Origin of the sequence: Leptospira terpstrae serovar Hualin str. LT 11-33 = ATCC 700639 (assembly GCF_000332495.1) — a bacterium.
Taxonomy (GTDB): Bacteria; Spirochaetota; Leptospiria; order Leptospirales; family Leptospiraceae; genus Leptospira_A; species Leptospira_A terpstrae.
In genome coordinates this window covers 64,163-88,795 of the sequence record NZ_AOGW02000018.1, presented here as the reverse complement: position 1 = coordinate 88,795, position 24,633 = coordinate 64,163, and the positions used below count along the sequence as shown (strand labels likewise).

At 36.8% G+C, this 24,633-nt stretch carries 16 protein-coding genes; 11 read left to right on the top strand and 5 right to left on the bottom strand.

Annotation, left to right across the window (positions count from 1 at the left end; all coding sequences use genetic code 11):
* The first annotated feature begins 262 nt into the window (after positions 1-262).
* Positions 263-2,368 (top strand): glycoside hydrolase family 5 protein, encoded by a 2,106-nt coding sequence (locus LEP1GSC203_RS16655; protein ID WP_039938392.1) that lies wholly within the window; start codon positions 263-265, stop codon positions 2,366-2,368.
* Here the strand turns inward: LEP1GSC203_RS16655 and LEP1GSC203_RS16650 are convergent, their stop codons facing one another.
* Both LEP1GSC203_RS16650 and LEP1GSC203_RS16645 read right to left on the bottom strand, forming a co-directional pair.
* On the bottom strand, positions 2,369-3,205 hold the full coding sequence (locus LEP1GSC203_RS16650; protein WP_002975354.1) for an SDR family oxidoreductase: 837 nt from the start codon (positions 3,203-3,205) through the stop codon (positions 2,369-2,371).
* A 54-nt stretch (positions 3,206-3,259) separates the two neighbouring features.
* Entirely contained in the window at positions 3,260-4,033 is a 774-nt protein-coding gene (locus LEP1GSC203_RS16645) for a helix-turn-helix domain-containing protein (RefSeq protein ID WP_002975281.1), read from the bottom strand.
* 228 nt (positions 4,034-4,261) lie between these two features.
* Between LEP1GSC203_RS16645 and LEP1GSC203_RS16640 the strand changes: the two genes are divergently transcribed.
* Entirely contained in the window at positions 4,262-5,248 is a 987-nt protein-coding gene (locus LEP1GSC203_RS16640) for an LLM class flavin-dependent oxidoreductase (protein WP_002975192.1), read from the top strand.
* A gap of 120 nt (positions 5,249-5,368) precedes the next feature.
* Complete coding sequence (locus tag LEP1GSC203_RS16635; protein ID WP_002975402.1) at positions 5,369-6,397, top strand: extracellular catalytic domain type 1 short-chain-length polyhydroxyalkanoate depolymerase; 1,029 nt, start codon at positions 5,369-5,371, stop codon at positions 6,395-6,397.
* 35 nt (positions 6,398-6,432) lie between these two features.
* On the opposite strand, the gene LEP1GSC203_RS16630 is transcribed toward LEP1GSC203_RS16635, so the two are convergent.
* Positions 6,433-7,719 (bottom strand): alanine racemase, encoded by a 1,287-nt coding sequence (locus tag LEP1GSC203_RS16630; protein ID WP_039938311.1) that lies wholly within the window; start codon positions 7,717-7,719, stop codon positions 6,433-6,435.
* A 240-nt stretch (positions 7,720-7,959) separates the two neighbouring features.
* Here LEP1GSC203_RS16630 and LEP1GSC203_RS16620 point away from each other — a divergent pair, with 240 nt between their 5' ends.
* The 6 genes from LEP1GSC203_RS16620 (at position 7,960) to LEP1GSC203_RS16595 (ending at position 20,263) form a co-directional block, all read left to right on the top strand.
* Positions 7,960-11,181: a SpoIIE family protein phosphatase gene (locus LEP1GSC203_RS16620; protein WP_002975430.1), complete on the top strand. Its 3,222-nt coding sequence runs from the start codon at positions 7,960-7,962 to the stop codon at positions 11,179-11,181.
* Between the two features lie 348 nt (positions 11,182-11,529).
* Positions 11,530-13,782, top strand: coding sequence for a glycosyltransferase family 4 protein (locus LEP1GSC203_RS16615; RefSeq protein WP_002975407.1), 2,253 nt, complete (start codon positions 11,530-11,532; stop codon positions 13,780-13,782).
* Positions 13,779-14,717 carry a glycoside hydrolase family 130 protein gene (locus LEP1GSC203_RS16610; protein ID WP_002975310.1) on the top strand — a complete coding sequence of 313 codons (939 nt, stop codon included), beginning with the start codon at positions 13,779-13,781 and terminating at the stop codon, positions 14,715-14,717. The genes LEP1GSC203_RS16615 and LEP1GSC203_RS16610 overlap by 4 nt, the downstream gene beginning before the upstream one ends.
* Entirely contained in the window at positions 14,718-16,184 is a 1,467-nt protein-coding gene (locus tag LEP1GSC203_RS16605; RefSeq protein WP_002975470.1) for a glycoside hydrolase family 130 protein, read from the top strand.
* Positions 16,185-16,284: 100 nt separating this feature from the next.
* Entirely contained in the window at positions 16,285-19,458 is a 3,174-nt protein-coding gene (locus LEP1GSC203_RS16600; protein WP_002975379.1) for a chemotaxis protein CheB, read from the top strand.
* Positions 19,459-19,582: 124 nt separating this feature from the next.
* Positions 19,583-20,263 (top strand): nucleoside 2-deoxyribosyltransferase, encoded by a 681-nt coding sequence (locus LEP1GSC203_RS16595; RefSeq protein WP_039938304.1) that lies wholly within the window; start codon positions 19,583-19,585, stop codon positions 20,261-20,263.
* Positions 20,264-20,333: 70 nt separating this feature from the next.
* On the opposite strand, the gene LEP1GSC203_RS16590 is transcribed toward LEP1GSC203_RS16595, so the two are convergent.
* Positions 20,334-20,753, bottom strand: a complete 420-nt coding sequence (locus LEP1GSC203_RS16590) for a winged helix-turn-helix transcriptional regulator (RefSeq protein WP_002975414.1) — start codon at positions 20,751-20,753, stop codon at positions 20,334-20,336.
* 180 nt (positions 20,754-20,933) lie between these two features.
* On the opposite strand from LEP1GSC203_RS16590, the gene LEP1GSC203_RS16585 reads away from it, so the two are divergent.
* Together LEP1GSC203_RS16585 and LEP1GSC203_RS16580 are read left to right on the top strand one after the other, a co-directional pair.
* Positions 20,934-21,737 (top strand): SDR family NAD(P)-dependent oxidoreductase, encoded by an 804-nt coding sequence (locus LEP1GSC203_RS16585; protein ID WP_002975478.1) that lies wholly within the window; start codon positions 20,934-20,936, stop codon positions 21,735-21,737.
* A 26-nt stretch (positions 21,738-21,763) separates the two neighbouring features.
* Positions 21,764-22,765: an NADP-dependent oxidoreductase gene (locus tag LEP1GSC203_RS16580; RefSeq protein ID WP_002975386.1), complete on the top strand. Its 1,002-nt coding sequence runs from the start codon at positions 21,764-21,766 to the stop codon at positions 22,763-22,765.
* Positions 22,766-22,805: 40 nt separating this feature from the next.
* Here LEP1GSC203_RS16580 and LEP1GSC203_RS16575 read toward each other — a convergent pair whose 3' ends face one another.
* Positions 22,806-24,596, bottom strand: a complete 1,791-nt coding sequence (locus LEP1GSC203_RS16575) for a methyl-accepting chemotaxis protein (RefSeq protein ID WP_002975315.1) — start codon at positions 24,594-24,596, stop codon at positions 22,806-22,808.
* Between the last annotated feature and the right edge of the window lie 37 nt (positions 24,597-24,633).

Below are 24,633 nucleotides of genomic sequence, written 5' to 3'. Positions count from 1 at the left end.
ACCAGCGTTCAGAGATTCGCTACAAAGAGGAGTAATCTCCCTAAGGAATCTGACAAAAGGAAAGGAAATCGTTGGGATTTTTTCCCATGGGGAAAAAGGTAAGCCGCTTACTTTTTCAAGTGGAGTTCCTTTTTCAGCGAGGAGAATTCTAAACTCCATACTTATGGTAATTTGATGGCAATTTTTTAGTCGACACATGTCGGTTAGTATGACTCAAGTGGCCAAAGTTCCTTTCCACAAAGAAGGAACCTGGAGAGGATCTATGAAAACAAACTGGAAAAATTTACCCTTATGGTGGGCCACAACGCTAGTTCTTATATCTAGTTTTGGCTGTGCTCCTACCAAGGATTCGCAGGCACAAACACTGGCCCTACTCCAACCAGGTGCAAACTTAGTTTCCACTGCAAATGCAACGGACACAGGTCTTCCCACAAGGTCTATTGCTACTAGTGCCAGTTCTTTTCATAGTTTGGATTATAGTTCCTCACCAGGGGAAAGGGAGATTTTGATTTCGGAAAAAACAAACCAACAATTCACAGACCAGATCTTTGTGGATGGGCTTGGGCGCGAAGTAAGTTTCCGCGGATTTAATATTTCGGGAAATATGAAACTGGCACAACACGGATTCAAACCCTTTGCCAATGATTCCGATGCTGAGATTGCTTTTACTAGGCTTGGGAAAACCACCGGATCAAATCTCATCCGTTTTACCATCGCATGGGAAGGTGTACATCCTGGAGTGGATACCATTGATTATTACTATTTAGATGCTGTCATCAGTCAGATGAAAAAAGCAACCGCCAAACGGATGTTTATCCTTCTTGATTACCACCAAGATTTATTTTCTCGCCATCTTTTTAATAAAAACTCTTGGCATACAGGAAATGGCGCACCTGCTTGGATCACAAAAGGAGGAAGTTATCCAACCGAATACTGCGGTTTCATTTGTGCCAGTTGGAGCCAAAACAATTTAACCAATGAAGCTGTTCGTAGGGCATTTCGTAATTTCTGGAACAATGCACCTCTTTCGACATCCCAAGGAACAAGGAATATGCAAACAGAATTCCTTTGGCAAATTGATAAAGCCACTTCCTACATCAAAGAGAAACTAACTGCGGAAGAATTCTCTTATGTTTTGGGACTTGATCCTTTCAATGAACCGGTAGATGGAGGAATGGAAGGATTAACACCTGCTCAGTGGGACAACCAAAAACTTTGGCCAATGTATAAAAGGATACGCACCATTCTCAATCAAAATGGATGGGAATCTAAATGGGTGTTTGCAGAACCATTAGTGTTTTGGAATACAAACATTGGATCTGCGATCGCTCCTGCCACGGGAGGAGGCCATTTACTTTCTCCCCCAGGTCCTGGGTTTGTATTTAACTCTCACTTCTATGATGCAGGCCGCATGGGAACAGACCTCACAGGAATCGATAATGCTACTTACTTCAAATACTTAGATGAAATTAGAAAAGAATCTAGGTTTTTAAAAATCCCAGTATTCCTCAGTGAATTTGGAATGTGGTTAAAAGGAACTGGTGCCAAAGACACTGCGAGAATGATCAGTGCGGTTTACCAAGCGATGGAAATTTCGGATGGAAACCAAACTTCTAAATCTAGATTTGCCGATTTTTACAATCCGATTGTATCTGGAACCCAGTGGCATTGGGATTATTATTACAACAACCATTCTGAGTATATGAATGGGAATCCTTCCAAACTCATTACAACCAAAGATGCCTGGAATGATGAAGACTTCTCTGTTGTAGGAAATTACGGAACAAGTTTTAACTTAGATGAACGTGTGGTGGGGCGTGCTTACTTCCGAAAGGCGCAAGGCAGAGTGATGAGTAGCCATTACAATACAGTGGGATCTGATACATGGAATAAAATGTTTTCTTGGGCAGCCATCAAACCAGGAAGTACGGAACCGAAATACTTTGGTGACAAAAGATTCCAACTCCTCATTTGGAAAGGTAGATTTTCCGATGCCCCCACGGAAGTGTATCTTCCTTCTCACTTTGATCCAACAAAGACCATCATCATTTCTGAAAAACGAATTTACCACCAAGGTCTACCGACTTCACCAAATCAAACGTTAAACGAAGCAATCCTTATCCCTGATCGAAATCGTGAGTTAGGCTCTGGTAATCTTTTACATATTTGGGATGATTTGGAACTGGATGAAAATCCAAACTCCTCTTACCATTATGTTTTGGCAGTAGATACGGCAGGTGTATCCTATTCGTTACAAAGCCTCCAAGAGATCCAATCCAAACTAAATACAAGGATTCTCTTGGAAGAAAAAAGTCCGATTTATTTTACCGGTAAAATGACTTATAGTGGGTATCCCACCGAACAGTGATTAGATAGCTTTTTCGGGTAGTTTCCAAATGCCAGTTTTGGCTGTTTCTTTCACGTAAGTCCGAAAGTCTTTTGGTTTTCTACCCAGTGCCAATTCCAGATCACTCACAACCGATTCATTTCGACCGTCAAGAACAGTGCGAAAAAGATAGTTTATGAGCCAAGTGGTATCTTCGGGAAGTCCCCATTCTTTTAAGGTTTGAATGTAAACATCTAAAGGTAATTCTTCAAAAGGAATGGTTTGGTGAGTCTCTTCTGCAATGGTTTGAAAGGCATCTCGAAAGTTCCAAAGTTCGGGACCTGTGAGCTCATACAACTGGTTGCAGTGTTTGTCAGTTGTAAGTGACTCAAAAGCAAGATCTGCCAAATCATCTAGATCCACAAACGGCTCTTTGGTGGTAACTTGTGGAAATAAAATACTTCCCCCTAAAATTTGATCTAAAAACATCCCTTCACTAAAATTTTGGCAGAACCAACTCGCTCTTAGAATGGTCCATTCTAAACCAGAGTTTTGCACCACTTGTTCACAGGCTCTCGCTTCGGGTTCCCCTCTTCCCGATAATAAAACCAATCGTTTCACTTGGTTTTTTTTACAAACATCCACCAACTGTTTTATGGATGCAAGTGAAGAAGGAACGGCTAAGTCAGGTTGGAAACTGATATAAACTTGGTTTACCCCTTGGATGACAAAATCCCAACCTTCTGGTTTTTCCCAGTCAAAGGTAGGACTCGCGTTTCTTGATCCCAATCGGACAGGATATTCGGATTGTTTCAATCTGGATAGAATTCTTGACCCAGTTTTTCCACTGGATCCTAGTATGAGTGTGAATGGTTTCATACCATTCAGAATACAAGATAAAGAGATTTAAAAATTGAACAAACCCGACAGAGTCTAAATTTTTTCACGAAATCGAAATGGTTTTTGTTTGGTAAAGGATTTGAATTGGCGTATAAAATGAGACTGGTCAGAATACCCACTTGCGTAAGCAACATCTGTAAGAGTAGGATTTTTTTCACCGTTTAACTGACTTAAGCTGGTTTGAAACCGAATGATAGAGGAAAATTGTTTAGGAGTAAGCCCTACGTAATTTTGAAATCTTCTCTGTAAGGTTCGTTCGGAAAGTCCATGTTTTTTGGATAACTTTCCTATTTCACAATTTCCCTTAAGTTCTAATATTTCTTCTAAACATACATGTAAAATTGGATCAGGCCGAAACTTTTCTCCTTTTTTTAAAATAAAATCAAGGAGAGCCTCTTTTGCGAGTAAGGAAGAGTGATTTTCTACCGCCAATGTAAAGTTAGGTTCTGTTTCCCATTCTGAAGTTGGTAAAGTCCAACAAGAATTAGTAAGTTCCGTCACCGGAATTCCTAAGGTCTCTTCCACAACGGCAGGGAAAAGTTGTGCCATTACAAAGAAAAACGGGCCTTCGATCTGTATGCGGATGGGTTCGATGGTTTGTCCATAGACAAAAACTGGATCCATCACTTTGGATTCAGAACCAACAAAAACAGTTACCGGATGTTCTGAGTGAAAGAATACAATCCCAGGAAATCCATCTGCATAAAAGGGAAGGATTTCTGTTTCATGACTATCTGATTCAAAAACAAAAACCGATTGGATGAGTTTTTTTGCCTGAGAGTTTAAATTCAGTTGGGATACTTTCATATCATCCTAAGGGATTGTGATTTGATTCTCGAAGTTTCTCCAGAAAAATAGCAAGATCCACTAGAGTCCTTAGACTCTACTTTCCGATTTTTTGGAGAATTTTTCAAAAAGAAAATTCATTTAAGTTACGACCAACATAACAGATGTATGTAATTTTTAAAATTTAATTCGTGATATTTATTTTTTACAAATTTACACTGGAGAGGTGAAAAAGGGAATGTGATCTTTATGGTGCCATTATCAATTCTCGATCTTGTATTTATCAATGAAGGAGACAATCCAAGTACAGCATTATCCAATTCTGTCCGAGTGGCCAAAGCAGCAGAGAGCTTAGATTACCACCGCATTTGGGTTGCAGAACATCATAACTTTCCTTCCATCGCTAGTGCCGCGACTTCTGTTGTGATTGGCCATTTGGCAGCACATACTAAGTCCATTCGAATTGGAGCAGGTGGAATCATGTTACCGAACCACTCTCCCTTGGTCATAGCAGAACAATTCGGAACCTTAGAAACATTGTATCCAGGAAGAATTGATTTGGGATTAGGAAGGGCTCCTGGAACAGATCAACTCACCTTACGTGCGTTACGTCGAGACCAGATGAGTTCCCAACACTTTCCGGAAGATGTCAAGGAACTACTCACCTACTTTGAAGAGGATCACAACCAATTACAAGTCCGTGCCATTCCGGGTATGGGAACTCATGTTCCTGTTTGGATTTTAGGGTCTAGTTTATTTGGAGCTCAACTTGCTGCCATGCTTGGCCTTCCTTATGCCTTTGCTTCTCATTTTGCACCAGCTGCCTTACTTGAAGCTATATCCATTTACAGAAAACAATTTAGACCATCAAAGTATTTGGACAAACCTTATGTGATGGTAGGTTTGAATGTAATTGCCGCCGAAACAGACGAAGACGCAAAATATCTATTTACCAGTTCCCAACAATCTTTCGCTCGAATTTTAAGAAATACGCGAGGAACTTTTCCTCCTCCCATCAAAGATATAGAAAGTTTTTGGTCAGAACAAGAAAAAGTAATCGCCTCACAAATGTTATCCTATTCAGTTGTAGGCTCTGTAGATACGGTAAAACAAGGGATCGCTAAGGTTTTGGAAGAAACAAAAGCGGACGAACTCATGACTGTGACTTCTGTTTATGATATCGATGCAAAAATTCGCTCTTTGGAAATTTTGGCGAACTTAAAAGACGAAACTTAGGATTCCGAAATGGCATAGAATTCCTTTTCGGGAGATAGCGTTTTTATATAAATAGTCAAATACGATGGAACTTTTTCCGGATGAAACGGGTCGTATGCCTAGAATCTCGTGGAGGATCCTATGAAATTTAGATCCCTATTTCTTTTTGTATTTCCTTTTCTCCTAATTTGCTTTAGTACAGAGTCCTGCTCACGAGGTTGGTTACGCACTAAAATCAAAGAACGTTTCCAAAAAAAGATGGAAGAGAAACCGGCTCCGATTGCTTCTTCTGACCTAACAAAAAAAATCGATGCACCGGGAGATTATACATTTACTTTCTCTCATGGAGACATTCCGCGTTATTACAAAGTCCATGTTCCAAAATCATATTCTGAGAACAAACCTGTCCCTCTACTTTTGGTATTCCATGGAGGTGGTGGTGATATGGAAATCCAATCCAATGAAGAATATTACCATCAAATTTCTAAATCAGAAGAGAACGGACATATCACAATCTTTCCCAATGGTTATAGCAAATACAAATCAGGTAAAATTGCAACATGGAATGCGGGTAACTGTTGTGCGGATGCCCGTAACAAAAAGATAGATGATGTGGGTTTTGTGAAAGAAATTTTAAATCATGCAACCAAACAACTGCAAATCGACAAATCAAAAGTATACGCAACAGGTATGTCCAATGGGGCGATGATGTCCTATCGCTTAGCTTGTGAAATAACAGACCAACTCTCTGGAATCACAGCTGTTGCAGGAACCGATAACACGGTTACCTGTAATCCCACAAAACCAATCTCCGTATTACATATTCACGCAAAAGACGATGATAAAGTTTTATTCTACGGGGGATCAGGCGACAGTTTTAAAGACAAGTCACTCGTCACTGATTTTGTATCCGTTCCCAAGTCCATTTCTCAATGGGTAAAATTCAATGAGTGTAACCAGACTCCCAAACGAGTGTTAGAAGCAGAAGGTGTCACATGCGATGAATATAGTGAATGTAAAGCAGGTGTGAAGGTAAAACTTTGTGTCACAGAATCTGGAGGACATTCCTGGCCAGGTGGCAAAAAACCCTCCCTATTCTTTGGAGGTTCTTCTCCTTCAAAAGCAATTAAGGCCAACGATATGATGTGGGATTTTTTTACAGGAAAGTAATAAGAGAAAAAAATTAGTGTGCTGACTATAGCACACTAATTGATAAAACACTTCCAAGTTCCAATAATTTTCCCATTCCTTAAAAGCACTACCTCTCCCATCTCTGCCATCACCTTTTCACTTTGTGTTGGGCGATAAAAAACATAATCATCGGGTTGTAAGTTTGTCTTACGGCTTCCGTTTAGAATACCTTGGTTTGTGCTAGCCCCATAGAGACTATTGTCAAAGAGTCCTGTAGGTGATTCTTTCTTTGCAAGATAGGCTCCGCCATATGTAAAATAAGTCACTTGTAAATTGGGATTCCATAAAGGAAATAAAAAGGAAATAAATTCTAAAAAGGGAATGGTGGTTCCTTCTAATCGTTTCAGTATGGGTGCGGCGATAAAAAACGCAGGTTTGTGTTCGGTAAGAGTACTTACGTCAAAATCAGTAGGCATCACAAGAGCGGAACCTACAGAGACATCATTTACAATTTTGTTATTTTTCTGATAGAAGCGATAAGTTTTACTGCCACCTCCATTGAGAATTAATTCTTTTTTAAATAAAGAAGGATAGAACTCTTTTCCAGAAGTAACAAACTCTTCATACAAAGACAAAGAAGATCCTATCGCTTTTTCAATAGCATAGTTTTTATCACCTAACAAATTAGGTACGGATGCCACATGAGGTTCATAACCCATAAACCCATCAAACTCCAAATGGTTTGGATAGTTTGTTATCATTTCCAATGCAAGGTTAGTCTCTTTAGTTTGAGTGAATCCGCCGCGGTGGAGCCCTACATCTATTTCTAAAACTATATGTAACTTTATATTCTTTGTTTTGGCAAACCCTAGGTATTGGGTAAGTCGAGTTTCTGTATCCACCAACCAATGGATCTTTTGAAACTTTTCGGACTTTGTTTTCTTGTAGATTTCCTCTAATGCTCTCACAGGCATTGGTTTTCCCAAAAGTATATCAAAGGAAGAAAAATCTGGATCAGAAAGTAACATCACAAGGTCACCGGAATGAAAGACCATAAGCCGGTTGGTTTTGGTAGATTTGGTGATGTGGCGAAGAAGATCTAGAGAAGGAAGAGACTTCACAACAATTCGATAATGGAGTGGAGGTGGAATGTTTTTGGAGAGAGTATTTAAATTTGAATCCAACCTGTCCAAATCCAATAAAACAACAGGTTTACCGAAGCCGTTCTCTTTTAGTTCCTTGTTAATTTTGGAAAAATATTCGTTGTAAGCCGATCCTTCGTCCTGCGGTTTGATCAAAAAAAACAATATAATGAAAGTTAGAAGAATGCTACTGTAACGAAATTTGCGATTTTTGAACATAGGCCATTGACACTCAATTAAGATACGAGAATTGCAAAAAAGTTAATTGAATCATAGGAAAAGTAAACCGATTTTTCTCTTTGGTTTTATTGCTCATTGGATGTTTTTTAAGCATAAAGCCTATCTAGGAACGGAAAAGAGAATTCCGTTTTCCCTCCACCAAATCAATATTTGTTCTTGGTTAAAATATGCCATTCCTGTTAGTTATGTAAATGACGGCACTTTATCTTTGGATTTGAAATGAAAATACGTTACCAACTGGCACTCTTATTTTCTTTTTATTTATCACCATTAAATGCCAGTCCAGACCTTGTTATCTTCCAACTAGAAGACCCAAGTCAATTAGTCAAATTATCAGGATCCTGGAAATTCAATCCCAAGGATGACCTAAACCAAGCTCAACGGCAATACTCGGACCAAAAGTGGCGTCAGCTTTCTATCCCTGCGCAATGGAATAATTCCGGATTGTCTGGATTTAAAATTGGTTGGTATAGACATTCCTTTAGAGTTTCTAAAACATTCAAAAATCAGAATATTAGTATTCTCACACCCATCATAGCGGATGCTAACGAAATTTATATCAATGGAGTCCTTGTTGGCAGAACAGGACTCTTAACAGATAAAGGAGAGATCCTAAAGAAAAGTAGTCGCATTAATGTGTATCAAATTCCGCCAAACCTAATTGATTTTGAAACAGAAAATACAATTGCGGTGAGAGTTGGAGATGATGTTGGTTGGGGTGGATTTGTAAATTCTGAATTTTACATTGGAGAATCAAACCTCATCCAAGGAAAATTTTATCAATACATTATGTGGAATTCTGCAACTTGTTTTGCTTTTTTATATTCTGCATTGTATTGTTTTATTCTTTGGTTACGAAGTAGAAGAGAACGTGCATATTTATTTTATTTCTTTTTTGCGTCTCTTGCAGGGCTTGCAACTTTTGGGAACCTTTCACTTCCCTACTTCGTTTGGAATAACTTTTGGTTCAATCATTTTATTTTCCACCCTGCGCTAAACTTAATCGGTATCTTTGGAACTATTTTCTTTTTAGATTTTTCTGAACACAAACCTTCCTTAGCCGTAAAAGGAATTCTATTGTTTCATTTTACAATTGCACTAGTTCCTTTTTTCACATTCCATCCTTTTGTAATGAGTATCTATTCAAAATATACTTTAAATATTAGCAGTGTATTATCGGTATTCGAACTTGTATATGCTTTTGGTCTCAACTTTAAAGCAGTCAAAAATAAGCAACCTGGGGCATACATTATTTTAATTGGTCAAATTGCCTTGGGAATCACTGCCCTCTTTTCCATTTTGAGTTACCTACAAATTTACGTTTCTATAATGGATAGATCCTTGTCCGAAGGATTTTTAATATATACGTTGAGTTTATCTTTTGCATTATCAATACGGTTTGCCAAACTTTATGAAATCACAAACCGATTAAAAAGTGAACTAGAACAAAAGAATCAAGAATTAATAATATTGGATAAAATGAAAGATGAGTTTTTATCTAATACCTCTCATGAACTTCGAACACCTTTGAACGGTATTATAGGAATCACAGAATCTTTGATCGAAGGTTCCATGGGTACATTGACACAAGGTGTTTCAAAAAATCTTGGTTTCATTATTTCCTCTGCGAAACGACTTTCAAATTTAGTGAATGACATACTTGATTTTTCTCTGATGAAAAATCGTAAATTCAAACTTACTCCAATGACACTAGCTATCCAACCTTCGGTGGAAATAGTGATTACCTTATTGGCACACGCGGCCAAACAAAAAGGAATCACACTCGAAAGCGAAATCCCCGATGATACCCCTTTAGTCTTTGGTGATGAAAACAAAATACAACAAATCCTTTTTAATTTGATTGGGAATGCACTCAAATTCACTGAATCAGGCAGTATTCGAATTAATGCAAAACCGGTGAACAATGGTTATTTGGATTTTTTAGAAATATCAGTTACCGACACAGGAATAGGTCTTTCCAAAGAAGACCAAGGCAAAATTTTTGCTCCTTTTGCACAGGCAGATTCTAGTATTTCACGAAACTTCGGTGGAGTTGGTCTTGGACTATCCATCACAAAGAACTTAGTAGAACTTCATACAGGAATCCTATCTGTTGAATCAGAACTTGGGAGAGGGTCAATCTTTCGATTTACCTTACCAATTGCTAGTGGACAAACCAACTTCCAACAGAACCAATTGGAAGAAGTAACACCATCCAATAGCTGGCTCCTTGATGATCTTCGTGGAAATTTCATCGTCGAACAAGCGTATATCGAAAGAGTCGAAGTTACATCAAATCTCTCGAAAGACTTAAACCGCAACTTAACAATCCTTGCCGTTGATGATGATCCGATCAATTTAGAGGTATTAAAGGTTCAACTCAGTGGATCGGGATTCAATGTAATTCCAGTTTTGGATGGGCCAACCGCTATTTCTGTTGCCAATGAAGTGAAACCGGATTTGATTCTTTTGGACATTATGATGCCGAAGATGAGTGGGTATCAAGTTTGTAAAATCTTAAGAGAAACTTATTCTATGTATGAAATGCCTATTTTAATGCTTACAGCAAAAAATAGAATTGAAGATGTTCTTTCTGGATTGGAAGCCGGTGCCAATGACTATCTAGGAAAACCATTTGATAAAAGAGAACTTCTCGCAAGAGTCAATACTCTCATTCTTTTAAAATCTGCAGTAGAAGACAAAGAAGATTATATAAGTATTAAAGCAGAACTCACACTAGCTAAAAAAATACAAGACTCATCTCTTCCTTTACATCCACCAACAGGTGGTAGAGCCACTATAGTGACTCGTTATAACCCAATGACTGCCATTGGAGGAGATTATTACGATTTTCATACTCCCGACGAATTTAGTTTAGGTGTTGTGATTGCAGATGTCTCTGGGCATGGAATTCCTGCAGCCATTGTTGCTGCGATGTTCAAGATGGCTTTCAACTTACAAAAACACGTTTCCAAAAAACCAAATGAAGTATTAAAAAGAATCAACAAACTACTACTCGATTCAATCCACAAACAATTTGTAACTGCTTGTTATTTGTTCTTTGATTTAGAAAAACAAAGAATTCTTTATGCCAGTGCTGGCCATCCTCCTGTTGCTTTTTACAGACGAAAAACTAACAAAGTGGAGCTTGTCCGTCCTAGAGGAAGAATTTTAGGATGTTTTCCAGAAATACCAGATGAAATCTTAGATCTACCATTTGCTGTAGGCGACAGAGTCATATTATACACGGATGGAATTTCGGAAGCACGTAATCCTTCTGGAGAAATGTTTGGAGATGAACGTTTGAGCCATTATATAGTAGAAAATTCTGCCAACCGTTCTGCTGACTTATTTGCCGATGGTCTATTAGAACAAGTCAAAGAGTTTTGTGGAAAACCAATTCCCGATGATGATATAACTCTAGTTGTTGTGGATCTATAATAAACCATATAACATCGAACATTGATTTTTTATAAATCACTTCAATGAATAAAACCAGAATCCATTCTTTTCTATTCAAATCGCTTTCCAATCACTTATAAATCCTAGTACTTTTTGTACAAAACCAATCGATTTAAAGTATTTTCAGGAAATACGATATATTTTCTCGTTAAAAAACGAAATAACAGGGAATTCTCTTGCATTTTGATTAAATCGTCTCCTTATCAATTGTTAGGTTAGCATGTTATTTAACACAAATCCTAACCGCAAATGAAACCAAAAAATGAAACCTTACACCAAACAAACCTCACTGAATCAATATAGAATCGTTACCAAAGCCGGCAATTCGTGAAGAGAGTTGCCTTTATTGGTAACTACTCTCCCAGACAATGTGGTATCGCCACTTTCACAACAGACCTATGTGAATCTATTTCCGAACAATTCCCGGAAACTGCATGTATTGCACTTCCTGTAAACGATATCGACTCAGGTTATGCTTACCCTACTCGAGTACGATTTGAACTCAAAGAAAAAGACATCAATTCTTATCATAGGGCTGCAGATTTTTTAAACATCAACAATGTTGATTTAGTTTCACTTCAATTCGAATACGGTATCTTCGGTGGAAGGGCCGGAAGCCATATTCTTTCCCTTCTTCGTGATCTACATATGCCCATCGTCACTACTTTGCATACGATATTAAAAGATCCTGATCCAGACCAACGCACAGTATTAGAACAACTCATTTCATTATCTGATAGAATTGTCGTGATGAGTAAAACTGGAGCAGAAATACTAAAAACCGTTTATAACATTCAATCCGATAAAATCGATATCATTGCGCACGGAATTCCAGATGTTCCTTTCGTGGATCCAAGTTTTCATAAAGATTTATTTGGCGTTGAGGGAAAAATAGTTTTGATGAGTTTCGGACTCATCTCGGCTAACAAAGGATTGGAAAATGTTATCCTTGCTTTACCTAAAATCATCGAAAAATTTCCAAATATAGTTTATATAATTCTTGGAGCAACGCATCCGCAGGTACTTCGGAACGAAGGGGAAGCATATCGAATTTCCTTACAATTACTTGCTAGAGAAAACAAAGTTGAAGAAAATGTTCTTTTTTATAATAAGTTTGTTAGCCAAAGAGAATTAACTGAATTTATTGGTGCTACAGATATTTATATCACACCTTATTTGGAACCCAACCAAATTGTTTCGGGAACTCTTGCCTATACATTAGGAGCGGGCAAAGCCATCATTTCCACTCCTTATTGGTATGCAGAAGAAATGTTAGCAGAAGAAAGAGGCATCTTAGTTCCATTTCATGATTATGAAAAATTGGGAAATGAAGTAATTAATTTATTAGTAAATGAGACTGTCCGTCATTCTATGCGCAAAAGAGCTTATCTATATGCACGTAGTATGATTTGGTCTCAAGTTTCCAGGCGTTACATGGATTCGTTTCGCCGAGCTAGAGAAGAAAAACGATACTTTTCTTCTCTAGGATTCAATATAAAATTAAGAAATACTCCTCCTATTGAATTTCCGATTCTTAAATTAACACATCTAGAACATATGACTGATGATACAGGCATTCTTCAACATGCATTTTTTACATTACCCAACTACGGTGAAGGTTATACTACTGATGACAATGCTCGTGCACTGATTGTCTGTAAGTTGATTGAGGATTTAGATTCTGATACTACCTACAAATTAAGTTATCGTTACTTAGCTTTTTTATGGTACGCATATAATGCAAAAACAAAAAGGTTCAGAAACTTTATGGACTATCAGAGAAATTGGTTAGAAGAATCAGGATCTGAAGATAGCCACGGTAGATCCCTTATGGCATTAGGAACCATTTTGGGAATTGGGTCCCTTCCAAAATTACCAACCATAGCCGGCCGATTATTCGAAGAAGCACTTCCTTCTATTCTAATGATGAAAAGTCCAAGGGCATGGGCCTTCTCTCTTTTGGGACTAAACGAATATTTTAAACGTTTTACGGGCGATAGGCGAGCTAAAAGTGTTCAAGACGAACTTGCAAAAAGGATACTAAAACTATACCAGGAAAACTATAAACCTGATTGGTTATGGTTTGAACAATCCCTAAGTTATTGTAATGCAATTCTTCCCCATGCACTTCTTGTCTCTGGTAAATCAATGCAAAACCAAGAGATGATCGACATTGGATTAAAAAGCTTAAATTGGTTAGCAGATTTACAGAAAGAAGCTGACGGTGGACATTTTATACCAATTGGAACAAATGGATTTTACACACGTGGAGGTCCAAATGCAAGATTTGACCAACAGCCAGTAGAAGCACAAACAATGGTATCTGCTTCAATTGAAGCATTTCATATTACCAAAGACCAATTATGGAAAAATGAATCTATACGAGCATTCGAATGGTTTTTGGGAAGAAATGATTTAAAAGTTTCTTTATATGATCCAACTACTGGTGGTTGTCGCGACGGATTACATTCCGATCGCATGAATGAAAACCAGGGTGCAGAATCAACACTTGCATTTTTGCAAAGTATGTTAGAGATGAGATTGGAAGAAAGTATTCTCAGCTCCAAAGGTTCTGTATGAACCCAAACTACCCTGAATTACTTAAAAGATTTGAAAATAATCCGATCTTAACAGCTAGTATGTGGCCATATCCAATTCATACAGTATTCAATCCTGGCGCTACACTATTAAAAGATGGAAGTACTCTCCTTTTATGCCGCTTAGAAGATCGCAGAGGATTATCGCAACTAGGAATTGTTAGGTCAAAGAATGGTTTAGACGATTGGTCAATCGATCCTACTCCTTTTATGACTGCAGAACCAGAGATCTATCCTTCTGAATGTTGGGGGATTGAAGATCCAAGGATTACCTATATAAACGAGCTAAATCGTTTTTATATAGCTTATGTTTCTTATGGGGAAAAGGGGCCTTCCGTATCACTGGCAAATACAAAAAATTTTGAAGACTATACAAAACAGGGATTAGCATTAGAACCTAACGATAAAGATGCGGCTTTATTTCCAAGAAAAATTCAAAACAAGTGGCTGATGCTTCATAGACCAATCGAAAAGGACAGTGCCAATATTTGGATTTCAAATTCAGAAGACTTAATCCATTGGGAGAATAGGAAACTTGTATTTGGAGCAAGAAACGGGAGCTGGTGGGATGCTGAAAAAATAGGTTTAGCTACGCCACCAATCGAAACAAAAGAAGGTTGGCTCATCATCTATCATGGAGTTAAAAAAAATGCATCTGGATATTTATATAGAATAGGACTCGCTTTATTAGATTTAGAATACCCAGAAAAATGTATCAAAAGATGTAACGACTGGATCTTTGCACCTGAAACGGAATACGAAAGATTTGGAGATGTTAACAATGTCGTATTTCCATGCGGTATTACCGTGTTAGCCGACAAGGATACAGTCCATTTATATTATGGATGCGCCGATACAAGTATTGGTGTAGCTATCGGTAGTATTCGGAGCATGCTAAACTGGTTAAGGAATCAATAAATGGATTCACAAAATTTAGAACTCATCCGAACTGGAGTAGAACTAACACCTGATTATCGAAGAGTATTGTATCGTCCCCTGAATATTGAACCAGAGGAAAGGATCATCAAAATCCTTGGAAGAATCCAAACACTTTCTGAAATAGAGGTAACAAATGAAATCAATGCTTTACTTACAGCTTTTGAAGAAAGGCACAAACGATTAAAAAAATTCTTTTTACAAAGATACCAACAAATAAAAAAATATTTACTCACCGACCACATCCTTTCAGAAGAAAGAAAATTATTAATCGGTGCCTATTTCACCCAGGAATATTCCCTGGAATCAGCAGCATTATTTAACCCTTCCATCATTTGGGATAGAGATCAATCAAATCTTCCTTCAGGTTCCAAACGATTCATCATGAGCCTTCGTGCTACGGGAGAAGGACATATATCTTCCATCACCTTTCGATCAGGAATGGTAGATTCTGATAACCAAATTACAATTAACAATCCGACAAAATATGTATCGACCTCAGAAAATATTTCAAATCCTATCTATGAAAAAAAAACATTTGAAAGAAAATTGTCAGAGTTAGAATTACTAACCGATTTTTCGAACACTATACTCTCCTTGTTAGATTCACATTTTACGATAGAAGAATTAAAATCAATTTTAGACAAATACACAAAAAACATAAAAACTAAATCAGCAGAAAACAAGTTGATCGCAAACGGAATTCTTTCCTTAGCATTATCAAATTATGAAATTCAATATGAAAGTGAACAACGACTCTCAGAGAGGATTATTTTCCCACACTCACCTTCTGAAAGTAACGGAATTGAAGATGCTCGGTTTGTTGATTTTATCGAAGAAGATGGTAACCATATTTATTATGCTACTTATACAGCCTATGATGGGAAAATCACATTCCCACAACTTTTAGAAACCAGAGATTTTTTACACTTTAAAATTAGCACACTTAATGGGCCCGAAGTGAAAAACAAAGGAATGGCATTATTCCCTAGAAAAATTAACAACCTATATGCGATGTTATCAAGACAGGACAATGAGAACATATTCCTAATGTATTCAGAGGACCTCCATTTTTGGTATAATAAGGAACTAATTCTAAAACCAACCTACCCCTGGGAATTCATCCAACTCGGAAATTGTGGATCACCTATCGAAATAGAAGAAGGTTGGTTGGTCATTAGTCATGGAGTAGGCCCGATGAGAAAGTATTCCATAGGTGCATTTCTCTTAGAAAAATTAGACCCACGTATCGTAATCGGAAGACTCTTAGAACCTTTGCTTGTTCCAAATGAAAAGGAAAGAGAAGGATATGTGCCAAACGTAGTGTACAGTTGTGGTAGCGCAATCAATGGTGATGATTTATTGCTACCGTACGCAATGTCCGATCGCTCTGTAGGTTTTGCTAAAATCAACCTCAAACAACTAGTAAGTAAACTCAATTCAAACTAAAAGGAAAATTTAAAATGTATAAAAAACTCAAATCCAATCAATATTTTATTTTCCAAATCCATATGCCTTATTTTTCAAAGAATAAATCAGGCAGATACCAATGACATTTCCCGTAATTGGAATTGGTGCCTCTGCGGGTGGTTTAGATGCTTTAGAACTGTTTTTCAAACATTTGCCTAAAGATACCGGGTATTGTTTTGTTGTGATTCTCCATTTAGATCCCAACCATAAAGGGATGATTCCTGAAATCTTACAACGTTATACCGCATTACCAGTGTATGCTGCTATTGATGGTGTAAAGGTAAAGCCAAACACGGTCTATGTACTACCTGCAAATAAAGCAATCTCTATAACCAACCGAGTTTTATCTCTTTCGAAACCTTTAGAAGCAAGGGGTTTACGCTTACCCATTGACTTATTTCTAAGTTCACTGGCAAAAGATTTCAAAAACGAAAGTGTAGGTATCATTCTATCGGGAATGGGAACAGATGGTGGAATTGGATTACAATCAATTAAAAAAGAAAATGGATATGCATTTGTCCAGGACCCAGCAACAGCAAAATTTGATGGAATGCCGCTCAATGCAATCGACTCAGTCAATGTCGATTTAATAGCTTCACCGGAAGACTTAGCTACCCAACTTGTATCATTTATAGACTCTTTAGCTGGCAAAAATCAAACCGATCAAACTTCAGAAGATTCAATCAAATCATTAAGAGTCATCCAATCACTTTTAAAACAAAAATCGGGACATGACTTTACAAATTACAAAAACAATACTCTTTTTAGAAGAATTGAAAGAAGGTTAATTTTCTTAAATCTACCGAACATTCAGTCCTATGAAAGATTCGTAATCGAAAACCCAGACGAATTATTGTTTTTATTCAAAGAAATCTTAATTGGAGTTACACATTTCTTTAGAGACAAAGAGGTATGGGAAAAAATCGAAATTCTTTTAGTGGAAGAAGTTTTTGAAAAAACTCCTGATGAAATCATTAGGATTTGGATTCCAGGTTGTTCGACAGGAGAGGAAGCATATAGTCTTGCGATTACATTCTTAGAAGCAAAACAAAAAAATGAAAAATTCGGAAGTATCATTTTTCAAATTTTTGCCACCGACCTAGACGAAGATTCAATTGTTAAAGCTAGACAAGGAATTTATCCAACTAACATAGAAAAGGATGTTTCTCCCGATCGTCTTTCCTCATTTTTTTCAAAAGTAGAAAGTGGTTACCGCATCAATCCATCAGTGAGAGAATTAGTTGTATTTGCAAATCACGATATAATCAAGGATCCTCCTTTCACAAAACTAAATTTCATATCTTGTCGCAACATGTTAATATATATGGAACCAAACCTACAAAGGAAAATATTAGGATTATTTAGATTCTGTTTAAAACCCAATGGATACTTAATTCTCGGGACAGCAGAAACATTGGGAAACCAGAATTTATTTTTTAAAGCAATAGACTCTAAACTTCGAATATTCGAAAAGAATCAAGTATCAATAAAGAATGATGCTATTGATTTTCCAACTTCATTCAAATCAGAAAAGATAATAAACTTTGATTTGTCAAAAATAAAAAACACCGAACCAAACATTCAAACATTAACCAATTCAATTCTACTGCAAGAATATAGCCCCGCCAGTGTTCTCACCAATGACAAAGGAGATATCTTATACATTACCGGGAAAACTGGAAAGTATTTAGAACCAGCTGCAGGCAAAGCAATTCTCAATGTTTTTGTTATGGCAAGAGAAGGTTTGCGTCACGAAATCATCATTGCCTTCAGGAAGGCCGCAAAATCAACAGATCCTATCTCACTAAAGAACCTAAAAATAACCTACAATTCAAATATAGTTTTAGTAGATGTCATCATTCGCAAAATTGAAAAACCAGAAGCACTGTCTGGCCTATTTTTACTAGTGTTTCTTGATGCTCCTACCCTCCTTCCGCAAGGTAAAGAAAGTCAAAAAGAGATAAAAAACAAATACCAAACGCAAATGCTTGTTCTAGAAGCCGATCTCCAAAGAACCAAGGAAGAATTGCAACTGACAATTGAAGAGATGCAAACATCGCAAGAAGAACTAAAATCAACAAATGAAGAACTGCAATCAACGAACGAAGAAATGCAGTCCACAAACGAAGAGTTAACTTCTTCCAAAGAAGAAATGCAAAGTTTGAATGAAGAATTACAAACTGTAAACGCTGAATTACAAAACAAAATCGATGAATATATTTCGATTACAAATGACTTTAAAAACTTATTAGATGGGACAGACATAGCTACCGTATTTTTAGATAAGGAACTCAAAATTCGAAGGTTCACAAAACACGTATCTAGAGTTTTCAACATGATACCTACGGATGTAGGAAGACCCATTATGGACTTAGGCAGTAAACTGGACTATCCAGAATTTTTTAATGATGCACAGGAAGTCTTAGATACCTTAATTTATAAAGAAGTCGAAATTCTATCCTTATTAAAAATTTGGTATTTAGTGAAGATAATGCCATATCGAACAGTAGATGATCGAATTCTTGGTCTCGTGATCACATTTACGAACATAACCAAAACAAAAGATTTGGAATTTGCATTAAGGAATATAAATGAAGCATTAGATATCCATCTATTAGAAGTCCAAAATTTGTTATCCGAAAAAGAGATCATTCTCAAAGAAGTACACCACCGTATAAAAAATAACATGGGAACTATATTTGGGATCTTAAATTTACAGGCAGATGCACAATCCGATGAAGCTATGAAAAACATATTAGTAGATGCTTCTTGTCGAGTTCAAAGTATGATGACTTTGTATGATAAGTTATATCGATCGAGAAATGCAACGGAAATTGATATTTCAGAATACCTTCCTGATTTGATTGGTGAAATTATTAGCATTTTTCCACAAGGCCATTTAGTATCTAAAACCATTCAATTGGGAAAAATTTCAGTCCCTGCTGGTATGATTTCTACTTTAGGGATTATTTTAAATGAACTGGTAACCAATTCCATGAAATATGCATTTAAAAATTTTGGTAAAGGGGAAATTTCTCTAGAGATTCATGAATTAGAAAATCAAATCACTTGTATTTATAGTGATAATGGAATTGGAATTCCTGAGAGTATTCATTTAGAATCGTCTACTGGATTTGGCCTCGAATTATTACGAATTCTTGTCAAACAACTCCGAGGAACGATTCAATTAGATAGAACCCATGGGACCAAATATACGATTCGTTTTCCTTTAAAAAACCAACGAAAAACATAGATTCAAGATCCGAGTTACCCACCAAACAGCTAACTTTTTTTATTTAGAGGAAAATTTGGGATGATTTCTGTGCGAGGTTAGAATACGATCTCCCTGATTCATTTCTTATAAAATTGAGGATATTATGAGCGAATACATTTACTGTTCGGGCCCCATGTTTAGCCCAGAAGAATTAAACACAATGGCAAGCATTGCTGCGACTTTAGAAAGTGCAGGATATAAAACCTACCTCCCCCAGAGGGATGGGATTGAAGTTGCCAAAGTGATGGCAATGATCAACACCCCAATCATTTCAGGGGAAATTTTTCGCGACATTATGATCTTTGTACAAAAAGCAGTTTTTGCGATGGATGTCTATCAAGTGGTAGAACGTTGTAATGCAACTGTGTTCAATATGAACGGAAGACCAGCTGACGACGGTTCTATTTCTGAAACTGGAATTTCTTTTGCGACAGGTAAACCAATCGTCATTTATAAAAATGATCCAAGGACTGAATTTAACGGTTTGGACAATCCCCTCCTAACGGGACTTAGTTATAACTGGAAGTATGTTACCGATATTACTCAAATTCCATCTAAACTTGCAGAAATAATCGTAAAAGTAAATGCAGCAGGTGAAAATCTTTATCTGAAAAACCCACCTCCAATGGTCAAAAAAACTATGGAAGTCGGAAAAGAAGTTTGGGAAATTTTACAGATCATTCGGTTCTTTGATCATAAAGAAAAAGACTTGGTTGCCATCTTAAAGGTTCTTATGGAAAAACTAAAAGCTTCCGCTAGTTTTATGAAGTATTTAGAAGCTTAAATTTTGAAATGCGAAAGGTATCCTATATTCCTTATCCTAAGAATAGATACCTTTCGTTTAAATGCACCTTTTAGATTTGTTCTTCACGCATTTCTTTTGTTAAGAATCGTTTAAAGGCTTCCTTATCCTTCTTCACTTCACGTAACTTTGTTTTTAAGTCCTTTGGAATCTCAAAATACTTTTCAGCCCAGATATAAATTTCTAAAAAGATAGGAACCAAATCGATTCCTTTCTGCGTTAATTTGTATAAACTTTTTACTTTGTTATCTGGATGCTCCAATTTTTCAATCAGGCCGTTTTCTTCTAATGATTGGAGTCTTGAAGCTAAAATATTCGTAGCAATCCCTTCCGCCGATTTCAGGAATTCTCCATAAGTGCGTTTTTTAAAGAAAAGAATATCCCTAATAATGAGAAGCGACCATTTATCACCCCAGATATCAAGAGAGCAGCTGATTGGACAATCCGATCTTTTTTTTGGATTCGGTAACATAATTTGATTTTTTTAAAAATACTTGCAAAAAACAAGTAATTTTATTAGCATATTACTTGCATTTTGCAAGTAATATGAGTCAAACTAATCAGAGATAGGAAATCCTGAAAGTAGCTCTGTTTACGATCGGTACATTCCAAAATCTAAAACAAAAATTTCAAAGAAGAATGGATCAAAAAAATGAAACAAACTATATTAATCACCGGCGCTTCCTCAGGGATCGGGCTCTTAATCGCCAATCAACTACACAAAAACGGATTTACTGTCATAGGAACAAGCAGGGATCCAGAGAAACATAAAGCAAACTTACCTTTTAAACTGCTAGAATTGGACATTTCATCCGAAAGTTCGATAGAATCATTCAGTGAACGATTATTCAGCCAAATAGACACACTTGATGTTCTAATCAATAATGCAGGATATTTAGTTCGTGGGCTTGCAGAAGAAACTCCTATCGAGTTAGGACGAGAACAATTCGAAACTAATTTTTGGGGAACGGTAAAACTAACCAATCAACTATTGCCATTTTTCAGAAAACAAAGGTATGGTAAAATTATCACTGTTGGATCTTTTTTAGGACTTATTGGACTTCCTAATGTTGCTTACTATTCTGCTTCAAAACATTCGTTAGAAGGTTATTTCAAAGTATTAAGGTTCGAGTTAAATGAATTCAATATTAAAGTGAGTATGGTGGAACCACTAGCTTTTAAAACCAATATTGGTAATAACGCAGTTCCCTCAAAAATTAAAATTAATGATTATGATCTGTTTCGAAAACAATCAGAAACATTCTCTAAAAACTTATTCGATAAAGCCCCTTCTCCTGAGCCAGTTGTAAATACAGTAATCGATATTATTCAACAAAAAGATCCAAAATTCAATTTTCCTGTAGGCAAAAAAGCTTCCTTTATCCTTACTATGCAACATTATGCATATAAGGCTTTTGAGAATTCTATTTTGAAAGATATTAGGAATTCTAAATAGTTTCCTCTATTTCTTGGGAGAAAAAAATGAAAGCTTATATAATTCAAAAATATAACAAAAACAAAGATCTAATGTCAGCGGAAATGCCAGAACCATCCATGAAAGAGAACGAAGTTTTGGTTCAAGTCCATGCTGCAGGCGTTAACTTATTGGATTCTAAAATTAAGAGTGGTGAATTTAAACTAATTTTGCCCTATAAATTTCCATTCATCCTAGGTCACGATGTCGCTGGACTAGTAGTGAAAGTTGGCGCAGAGGTTAAAAAATTTAAAGTTGGAGATGAAGTATATGCAAGGCCCGCAGATTTCCGGATTGGAACTTTTGCCGAACTGATAGCAATTAACGAAAATGACGTAGCAATCAAACCAACAGGTTTGACAATGGAAGAAGCCGCATCTATTCCTTTGGTTGGACTCACAGCCTATCAAGCATTAATTGAAAAAGGGAATCTCAAAAAAGGACAAAAAGTTTTTATTCAAGCTGGTTCCGGTGGAGTTGGAACTTTTGCAATTCAATTGGCTAAACATTTAGGTGCCACAGTAGCCACGACAACCAGTACATCTAACTTCCAATTAGTGAAAAGTCTCGGTGCTGATTTTTTAATTGATTACAAAAACGAAGACTTCGAAACGATTCTTAAAGATTACGATCTTGTCTTACATAGTCAAGATGCCAAAACACTTGAAAAATCATTACGAATATTAAAACCAGGTGGGAAACTAATTTCCATTTCGGGTCCACCTGATCCAGATTTTGCAGCAGAAATTACATCTTCCTGGTTTTTAAAAACAATACTTATGTTAATAAGTTTCGGGGTAAGAAAAAAAGCAAAACAGTTGAAGGTAAACTTTGTTTTTCTTTTTATGAAAGCTCAAGGGAACCAGTTGAACGAAATAACAAATTTGATCAACTCAGGAGTGATTCGTCCAGTTGTGGACAAAGTGTTTCCTTTTGAAAAAGTAAACGATGCGATGGCTTATGTAGAAAGTGGTCGTGCAAAAGGGAAAGTTGTTGTTAAGGTTCAGTAAACAACGAAAATTCCAAATTGCAGACCTAACAATTACATTCTTAGATCTTGAATTTATCTATCTCAGATTTAAGTTCATCAGCAAGGACACCTAAATTGTTAGCAGCTGCTGTAACCTCTTCAGAGGAAGCAAGCTGCTCTTCGGAAGAAGCAGCGATAGCTTGTGTGCTATCAGAAATCCCATTGGAAATTTGAGCTAGTTGTTCGGTAGACGCGTTTAACTCTTCTGTGCTGGCTGATATTTCTTCGGTTGTAGCAGAAACTCCTTGCATTTCATCTGTCACTTTTTCGATAGAACCGGCAATCCTTTCAAAGGTTTGACCTACTTCGTTTACCATGGAAACACCTTGGTCCACTTCTCTGGTTCCATTCTCCATCATTGTTACTGCCGATGTGGTGTTTTTTTGGATTTCTCCAATCAAAACACTAATTTGTTTGGTAGCGTCTTCAGATCTTTCTGCCAACTTTCTCACTTCATCGGCCACAACGGCAAATCCTCGGCCTTGTTCTCCGGCTCTTGCAGCTTCAATGGCAGCATTTAGCGCTAACAAATTGGTTTGGCTCGCGATTTGATTTATCGTTTCAACGATTTGACCAATTGCTTTTGAATTTTCACCTAATACATGGATACTATTAGAAATCCCACTTACAGAAGAATTAACAACTGACATTTGTTTAATGGTAGTTCCGATCACATCCCGTCCCTCTTGCACTTTTTCGAGTACTTCATTTGCTAGATCTGAAACTGTGGCAGTGGACTCAGCAATCTTTGCAACTGCCTGAGAATTTTCCAACATAGCTCTTTTGTTTTCTGTAAACGCAACTAATTGTGATTCAGTATTAACAGCTACTTGTTGGATTGATTTAGCTATATTCCCGGTGACTGCCGAGGAATGTTCGGCACTTGTATACATATCCTTTGCTGATTCCGCAACTTTTACAGAGGATTTAGAAACATGTTTCATCATCTCACGTAAATTAGTTGACATAGTATTAAAATCATCACCAAGAATTCCAAACTCGTCTTTAAAGGCAAGATCTACCTTCTCTCTTAGGTCTCCCTGACTTGCCTTTTCTACGACAAATTTAATTTTCTGAATTCTTTTCGCGATGAAAGAGGCAAGTATATAAGAAAATAACATTGATAAGGTTAAGCTTATGACTGCACTTAATAGAAAGATAGTTTGCATTCCAAGTAATCTTCTTTCATAAATAATTTCTTCTCTACCACCAGCACCAATTACCCAATTCCATGGTTTGTAATAAGCTTGATAAGCCATAAAAGTATAAATTGGTTCACCAGGGTTTTGCCAAATCTCACGCAATGGATATCCAGTAGCTTTTGGATTTCCCCAAGTGTCTCGAACCGTATACTTACCTTGGATCTGGTAGTCCCAAATATTAGCTCCTTCAATGTTAAAAGGATGCATTGTTGCAATCCCTTCCGGTGTAATTCCCCAAAGATACATATAATCGTTTGTAGACATTTTTGTTTTGGAAATATCTCGATTTCCATCTGGCATCTTTGGACCAACTATATAGGTTTTTGCCATTTCCTGAGCTTCTTCCAATGTCATATCACCTGCCTTTACCCTTTCATTTAAGGCATCTACAAGTCCGACAGCATCTTTAAGGACATTGGTAAACATCTCTTCTCCCACATTTAAAACCTGTTCTTTAGCAGTTGTGTAAGAAATATAGAAAATACAAGAAAGTACACTGGATAGAATCAAAAATATAAATAACATAAGTTGACCTTTGATTCCGATCACCTTACTTTTGTTAATTTTTTCTTTTAGAGAGGATTGAGATATGGAAATAGAATTTGTCATATAAAGTTTATATCTATTTGTATTTGAAAGTCTGCAG

Bases quoted from the DNA above. Each gene is read 5' to 3' on its own strand.
- LEP1GSC203_RS16605 (WP_002975470.1), top strand. From the start codon at position 14,718: ATGGATTCACAAAATTTAGAACTCATCCGAACTGGAGTAGAACTAACA.
- LEP1GSC203_RS16575 (WP_002975315.1), bottom strand. From the start codon at position 24,596: ATGACAAATTCTATTTCCATATCTCAATCCTCTCTAAAAGAAAAAATT.
- LEP1GSC203_RS16635 (WP_002975402.1), top strand. From the start codon at position 5,369: ATGAAATTTAGATCCCTATTTCTTTTTGTATTTCCTTTTCTCCTAATT.
- LEP1GSC203_RS16620 (WP_002975430.1), top strand. From the start codon at position 7,960: ATGAAAATACGTTACCAACTGGCACTCTTATTTTCTTTTTATTTATCA.
- LEP1GSC203_RS16650 (WP_002975354.1), bottom strand. From the start codon at position 3,205: ATGAAACCATTCACACTCATACTAGGATCCAGTGGAAAAACTGGGTCA.
- LEP1GSC203_RS16595 (WP_039938304.1), top strand. From the start codon at position 19,583: ATGAGCGAATACATTTACTGTTCGGGCCCCATGTTTAGCCCAGAAGAA.
- LEP1GSC203_RS16655 (WP_039938392.1), top strand. From the start codon at position 263: ATGAAAACAAACTGGAAAAATTTACCCTTATGGTGGGCCACAACGCTA.
- LEP1GSC203_RS16600 (WP_002975379.1), top strand. From the start codon at position 16,285: ATGACATTTCCCGTAATTGGAATTGGTGCCTCTGCGGGTGGTTTAGAT.
- LEP1GSC203_RS16630 (WP_039938311.1), bottom strand. From the start codon at position 7,719: ATGTTCAAAAATCGCAAATTTCGTTACAGTAGCATTCTTCTAACTTTC.
- LEP1GSC203_RS16640 (WP_002975192.1), top strand. From the start codon at position 4,262: ATGGTGCCATTATCAATTCTCGATCTTGTATTTATCAATGAAGGAGAC.
- LEP1GSC203_RS16645 (WP_002975281.1), bottom strand. From the start codon at position 4,033: ATGAAAGTATCCCAACTGAATTTAAACTCTCAGGCAAAAAAACTCATC.
- LEP1GSC203_RS16580 (WP_002975386.1), top strand. From the start codon at position 21,764: ATGAAAGCTTATATAATTCAAAAATATAACAAAAACAAAGATCTAATG.
- LEP1GSC203_RS16610 (WP_002975310.1), top strand. From the start codon at position 13,779: ATGAACCCAAACTACCCTGAATTACTTAAAAGATTTGAAAATAATCCG.
- LEP1GSC203_RS16590 (WP_002975414.1), bottom strand. From the start codon at position 20,753: ATGTTACCGAATCCAAAAAAAAGATCGGATTGTCCAATCAGCTGCTCT.
- LEP1GSC203_RS16585 (WP_002975478.1), top strand. From the start codon at position 20,934: ATGAAACAAACTATATTAATCACCGGCGCTTCCTCAGGGATCGGGCTC.